The organism is Streptomyces sp. NPDC028368 (assembly GCF_055565615.1).
This window is the reverse complement of sequence record NZ_JBVHTY010000011.1, coordinates 298,373-304,491: the sequence shown is the minus strand read 5'-3', so window position 1 is coordinate 304,491 and position 6,119 is coordinate 298,373. Positions and strand designations below refer to the sequence as shown.

The 6,119-nt window shown below is 67.2% G+C and carries 6 protein-coding genes and 1 rRNA gene; 2 read left to right on the top strand and 5 right to left on the bottom strand.

Features of this window, described 5'->3' with window-relative positions:
• The 4 genes from ACZ4S3_RS25855 to thyX all read right to left on the bottom strand — a co-directional run.
• Positions 1-93 (bottom strand): 16S ribosomal RNA (locus tag ACZ4S3_RS25855); the annotation flags it as partial.
• A 702-nt stretch (positions 94-795) separates the two neighbouring features.
• On the bottom strand, positions 796-2,481 hold the full coding sequence (locus ACZ4S3_RS25850) for a ribonuclease J (protein WP_467938049.1): 1,686 nt from the start codon (positions 2,479-2,481) through the stop codon (positions 796-798).
• A gap of 113 nt (positions 2,482-2,594) precedes the next feature.
• Positions 2,595-3,494, bottom strand: coding sequence for a 4-hydroxy-tetrahydrodipicolinate synthase (gene dapA, locus ACZ4S3_RS25845; protein WP_400070107.1), 900 nt, complete (start codon positions 3,492-3,494; stop codon positions 2,595-2,597).
• Between the two features lie 198 nt (positions 3,495-3,692).
• A complete protein-coding gene (thyX, locus tag ACZ4S3_RS25840) occupies positions 3,693-4,451 on the bottom strand; it encodes an FAD-dependent thymidylate synthase (RefSeq protein WP_467938046.1) in 759 nt (252 codons plus the stop codon).
• A gap of 274 nt (positions 4,452-4,725) precedes the next feature.
• Between thyX and ACZ4S3_RS25835 the strand changes: the two genes are divergently transcribed.
• Positions 4,726-4,965 (top strand): hypothetical protein, encoded by a 240-nt coding sequence (locus tag ACZ4S3_RS25835; RefSeq protein ID WP_467938044.1) that lies wholly within the window; start codon positions 4,726-4,728, stop codon positions 4,963-4,965.
• Between the two features lie 102 nt (positions 4,966-5,067).
• Positions 5,068-5,625 (top strand): hypothetical protein, encoded by a 558-nt coding sequence (locus ACZ4S3_RS25830; protein WP_467938042.1) that lies wholly within the window; start codon positions 5,068-5,070, stop codon positions 5,623-5,625.
• Between the two features lie 33 nt (positions 5,626-5,658).
• On the opposite strand, the gene ACZ4S3_RS25825 is transcribed toward ACZ4S3_RS25830, so the two are convergent.
• Positions 5,659-6,111, bottom strand: a complete 453-nt coding sequence (locus ACZ4S3_RS25825; protein ID WP_467938040.1) for a hypothetical protein — start codon at positions 6,109-6,111, stop codon at positions 5,659-5,661.
• Positions 6,112-6,119 lie beyond the last annotated feature (8 nt).

Here is a 6,119-nt window from a genome sequence, read left to right as displayed (position 1 = left end):
TAATCCCCTCCCGAAGGAGGTTCATCGTTCGACTTGCATGTGTTAAGCACGCCGCCAGCGTTCGTCCTGAGCCAGGATCAAACTCTCCGTGAATGCTTACCCGACTGCGTTTAATTAAAAACTGCGGGTGACACTCGCGTTGAGCGGAACGAGTGGGCGGAATAAGCCCTCTCGTTCACTGCGTCCTCGCTGTGTATTGCCTACCGGCACAGTGTGTCGGTAGGACTTTCAAAGGAACCTCATCCACCGGATGTTTCCGGTAGACGGGGTATCAACATATCTGGCGTTGACTTTTGGCACGCTGTTGAGTTCTCAAGGAACGGACGCTTCCTTTGTGCCTGTTTCACCAGGCTCTCCGGGCGCTTCCCTTCGGTCTTGCGTTTCCGACTCTATCAGATCCTCGCGGTCCTGATTTTCGCCGGTGCGTTTCCGCCTTTCGGCTTCTTCGCGTTTCCAACCTTACCAGATCCGTTTCCGTCTCTGGCCCCCTGTTGGAGCGGGGTTGGCCTTCCGGCTTTCGCTTTCCGGCCTTTCCGACTTTATCAGATCCGGGCCTCGCCGTTTCCGGTCGAATTTCGGTTCCGATTCCCCGTCGGAGGGGGCTGCCTTTCGGCTTTTCCGACTTTAACAGATTGCTCTGGGTCGGAATTTCGCTCCCTTTGGCGAGGAGCACCGTACGCGCAAGCGTGTGGCGCTTCCCGTTCAGGAGGAGCCGTAAACGTACTGGAGCGGGGCGCCTGGATGCAAATCCGGGCGCCCCGCTCCGACTTGAGGACCGTCGTACGAGTCCGTGCGTCAGACCTCGACGACCACCGGGAGGATCATCGGGCGGCGGCGGTAGTTGTCCGACACCCACTTGCCGACCGAGCGGCGGATCAGCTGCTGAAGCTGGTGGGGCTCGGTGATGCCGTCCTGGGCCGACTTGGCCAGGGCCTCTTCGATCTTCGGGATGACGGCGGAGAAGGCCGCGTCGTCGATGCCGGAGCCGCGGGCGTGCATATTCGGTCCGCCGACGGTCTTGCCGGTACTGCTGTCCACGACCACGAAGACCGAGATGATGCCCTCGTCGCCGAGGATGCGGCGGTCCTTGAGGTGGGCCTCGGTGACATCGCCGACCGAGAGGCCGTCGACGTAGACATAGCCCGCCTGGACCTTGCCGACGATCTTTGCGACGCCGTCGACGAGGTCCACGACCACGCCGTCCTCGGCGATGACGATGCGGTCCTTCGGTACGCCGGTCAGGGCGCCGAGTTCGGCGTTGGCGCGCAGGTGGCGCCATTCACCGTGCACCGGCATGAGGTTCTTCGGCTTGCAGATGTTGTAGAAGTACAGCAGCTCGCCGGCCGAGGCATGGCCCGAAACGTGGACCTTGGCGTTGCCCTTGTGGACGACATTCGCGCCCCACCTGGTCAGGCCGTTGATCACGCGGTAGACCGCGTTCTCGTTGCCCGGGATGAGGGACGAGGCCAGGATCACCGTGTCGCCGGGGACGATGCGGATCTGGTGATCTCGGTTGGCCATGCGGGACAGGGCCGCCATGGGCTCGCCCTGGGAGCCGGTGCAGACCAGCACGACCTCTTCGTCGGGAAGGTCGTCGAGCGTCTTGACGTCGACCACCAGGCCGGCCGGGACCTTGAGGTAACCCAGGTCACGGGCGATACCCATGTTGCGGACCATCGAGCGGCCGACGAAGGCGACCCGGCGGCCGTATTCGTGGGCCGCGTCGAGGATCTGCTGGATGCGGTGCACATGGCTGGCGAAGCTGGCCACGATGATGCGCTTCTGGGCGTTCGCGAACACCGTGCGCAGGACGTTGGAGATGTCGCGCTCGGGCGGGACGAAGCCCGGGACCTCGGCGTTCGTGGAGTCGGAGAGAAGAAGGTCGATGCCTTCCTCGCCGAGCCTGGCGAAGGCGGGGAGGTCGGTGAGACGACGGTCCAGCGGGAGCTGGTCCATCTTGAAGTCGCCGGTGTGCACGACCATGCCCGCGGGGGTGCGGATGGCCACGGCCAGGGCGTCCGGGATGGAGTGGTTGACCGCGACGAACTCGCAGTCGAAGGGGCCCAGACGCTCGCGCTCGCCCTCGGCGACCTCCAGCGTGTAGGGACGGATCCGGTGCTCCTGGAGCTTGGCCTCGATCAGGGCGAGGGTCAGCTTGGAGCCGATGAGGGGGATGTCCGGCTTCTCGCGCAGGAGGTAGGGGACACCGCCGATGTGGTCTTCGTGGCCGTGCGTGAGCACGATGCCGTCGATGTCGTCGAGGCGGTCCCTGATGGACGAGAAGTCCGGCAGGATCAGGTCGATTCCGGGCTGCTCCTCCTCGGGGAACAGCACTCCGCAGTCGACGATCAGCAGCCGGCCGCCGTATTCGAAGACCGTCATGTTGCGGCCGATTTCACCCAGGCCGCCGAGGGGGGTGACCCGCAGGCCGCCCTTGGAAAGCTTCGGCGGGGCGCCGAGCTCGGGATGCGGATGACTCAAAAGACTCTCCTCACCACGCGCGCCACGCTGCCGTCGAGGCACGTGGCGCGCATGACATTCGTGCACTTGCTATGTGGCGGTTGTTGGTCCGTATTCAGTTGTGAAGTCTGTGATCAGAGCTGTACCCCGCCGGCGGCGAGGTCGCGCGTGAGCTGTTCGGTCTCCTCGGGGGAGAGCTCCACCAGGGGCAGGCGCAGCGGACCGGCGGGCAGGCCCTGGAGTCCGAGCGCGGCCTTGGTCGTGATGACGCCCTGGGTGCGGAACATGCCGGTGAAGACGGGCAGCAGCTTCTGGTGGATCTCGGTGGCCTTGGTGACATCGCCGTTGAGGTGGGCGTCCAGCAGGGCGCGCAGCTCGGGGGTGACGACATGGCCGACGACGGAGACGAAGCCGATGGCGCCGACGGAGAGCAGCGGGAGGTTGAGCATGTCGTCGCCGCTGTACCAGGCGAGGTCCGAGCGGGCGATGGCCCAGCTGGCGCGTCCGAGGTCGCCCTTGGCGTCCTTGTTGGCGACGATCCGCGGGTGCTCGGAGAGCCGGACCAGGGTCTCGGTGTTGATCGGGACGCCGCTGCGGCCGGGGATGTCGTAGAGCATGACGGGCAGCTCGGTGGCGTCCGCGATGGCCGTGAAGTGGCGCAGCAGGCCCTCCTGCGGCGGCTTGCTGTAGTACGGCGTCACCGCGAGCAGGCCGTGTGCGCCGGCGTCCTGGGCGGCGCGGGCGAGCTCGAGGCTGTGGCGGGTGTCGTTGGTGCCGGCTCCGGCGACGACAAAGGCGCGGTCTCCGACCGCATCGACCACGGCGCGTACGAGCTGGGCTTTCTCGGCGTCGCTGGTGGTCGGGGACTCTCCGGTGGTGCCGTTGACGACGAGACCGTCGTTGCCGGCGTCCACCAGATGGGCGGCGAGCCGCTGCGCGCCATCGAGGTCGAGTGCGCCATCCGCCGTGAACGGCGTGACCATGGCGGTCAGCACTCGCCCGAAGGGGGTCTGCGGTGTGGAAGTCGGAGCCATGGGTCCCACGCTACTCGTAGCGCACCCCGGGGTGCGCCTCTGGGGAGCAGGGATGTGGACTCCGGCACTGCCTGCTCGGGGGTTCAAGCAGTGCCGGGTCCGTTCGTTCAGAGTAGATGAACTTCTCAAAGCGCCGCAATCCGGACACCTCGCACGCCAGTGCCGCAGCGCGTGGTGTCCGGCCTGCCGCCTGGCGCTTTACGGCGCAATGCGGCCGTTCGCATTGAATGCGCCGTACGTGAGCGGCATGAGCTTGGCCCACTGGGCCTCCATCTGCTCGCCGACCATCTCGATCTCGCGCTGCGGGAAGGAGGGGACCTGCGCCAGCTCGTGCTGCGTACGCAGCCCCAGGAAGTGCATCAGAGAGCGGGCGTTGCAGGTCGCGTACATCGAGGAGAAGAGGCCGACGGGGAGGACGGCGCGGGCCACCTCGCGGGCGACGCCGGCGGCGAGCATCTCCTGGTAGGCGTCGTACGCCTGGCGGTAGGTGTCCTCCATGACGCGGGTGGTGAGCTCGTGCTGCGCGGGGGTGCCCTCGACGAATTCGTACTTGCCGGGGCGGCCCTGCTGGACCAGCTTGCGGGACTCGCCGGGGACGTAGAAGACCGGCTCCAGCTGACGGTAGCGGCCGGATTCCTCGTTGTACGACCAGCCGACGCGGTGCCGCATGAACTCGCGGAAGACGAAGATCGGCGCACTGATGAAGAAGGTCATGGAGTTGTGCTCGAAGGGGCTGCCGTGCCGGTCCCGCATGAGGTAGTTGATCAGGCCCTTGGAGCGCTCGGGGTCCTTCTGGAGCTCCTCCAGTGACTGCTCGCCGGCCGTGGAGACCCGGGCGGCCCACAGCACGTCGCTGTCGGCCGCGCTGTGCTTGACCAGCTCGACCGTCACCTCGCTCCGGAAGCTGGCGGCTGCACTGTCCGTGCTCTCAGTGCTCTCGGCGGGGGTGTGGGACACCGGCGGTTCCTTCCGTTCGATCCTCGTGCGGCGCCCAGCCTACGGCCCGCCACTGACAGCCGGGGAAAGCCGAAGGAACGTGAGGAACGCGAGAAAAGCTCAGGAAATGACATCTGATGCACTGTTAGGCGAGCAAAACGGACCCCCCGTAGCGAGGGCCGAGCCGGCGGTTGATATTTTTCACAGAACTCACTGAAAACGGGCACCAATCGGACGACAGAGACGTCTAACCCTGTGACAGTGCCCACTTCGAGGTTCCTAGGAGAGCCCGCTCATGTTCCGCCGGCGAGAGCCCGTCCCGTTCGCCTTCGTTGCCGAGGCAGACCGGTTCCGCAGCAATGTCACTCCCCCGCCACGCCAGCGCGCCTCCCGCGCGCAGCTTCTCGGCCAGTCCCTGATCACCCTCACCGTCGTGGGCGGCCTGGCCGGCGCCCTGCTGTTCGGCATTCCGTCGCTGCAGCAGGACAGCTCCGGGCCGAGCCGGGTGCATCAGTCCGAGGCCTCGCACCGCTGACCGGACCGGACGGAGTGCGGCACCGAGTGGTTGTGCTCCGTCCGGCCCGATAGCCTCACCGGTCACAGCTTCCGTCTGCGTGATCATGAGTGAGGTCCAGCCGTGCCCCTGCCCTTTCTGACGGCCGACCGTGATCTCGACGGCCAAGGCCGTGTGGCGGATCCGGCCGCACTCCCGCACGACGAGCCCCACCACTGGCGCCGTCCCTACCGCCCAGGACCGTGGCGGGTGGGGACGGCGGCGGTGTTTTTACTGCTCGCTTCGTTCATTCTGCTGTCGGCGATGATCATCGGGCTGGCGGGTTCGCTCACCGGGGCCGCGGTCTGTGCGGCGGTGGCGGCACTGGTGATCGCCCTCTCCCTGCGCCTGTTGCGCGTGGGGGTGTGGGTGAGCGCGAGCGGTCTGCGGCAGGTGTGTCTGCTGCGGACGACGACGGAGCCGTGGAGCGCCATCGCCTCGGTCCGTACGGTGCAGCAGCCGGTGCGCTGGCTGGGGCTGCCGCGGACCGTGCAGGGCCAGGCCCTGATCGTCCACCGGTTGCCGACCGGGCAGCCGCGGATCCTGCTCACGGACCGTAACGGCGATTTCCAGTCCCGTCCCGAGGCGTTCGAGCGGGCGGCGGATGTGCTGGAGGCATGGGCGGCGGAGTACCGCCGCTAGCCGCCCGCCAAGAGGCCCCCAGCCCGTACGGACTCAGGTCCGTACGGGCTTGTTGTCGTGCAGGGCGATGGCGCGCTGCATGGCCTTGCGGGCGCGCGGGGTGTCCCGGGCGTCGTGGTAGGCCACCGCGAGCCGGAACCACGTACGCCAGTCGCCGGGCGCGTCCTCCGTCTCGGCCTGCCGCTTGGCGAAGACCTCGTCGGCCGAGTCCCGGTCGATCCGGCCGCCGGGGGTACGCCGCAGCTCATCGACCGGCAGCCCGCCCTCGGCCTCCAGCTCGCGCGAGAGGAGGCCGGCCTTGCGGGCGAACTGGGTGGTGTGCCAGAGGAACCACAGGCCGATGAACGGCAGGATCAGGACGGCGGCCCCGAAGGCGACGGTGACCGCGGTGCCCTGCTCGATGAGCAGCACGCCGCGGCTGCCGACCAGCACGAAGTAGACGACGAGAACGGCCGCCAGAACGAAATAGGTGATCTTTGCGCGCACGGTGGGTA

Excerpts from the sequence above, each read along its gene's own strand:
- dapA (WP_400070107.1), bottom strand. The coding sequence starts at position 3,494 with ATGGCTCCGACTTCCACACCGCAGACCCCCTTCGGGCGAGTGCTGACC.
- ACZ4S3_RS25835 (WP_467938044.1), top strand. The coding sequence starts at position 4,726 with ATGTTCCGCCGGCGAGAGCCCGTCCCGTTCGCCTTCGTTGCCGAGGCA.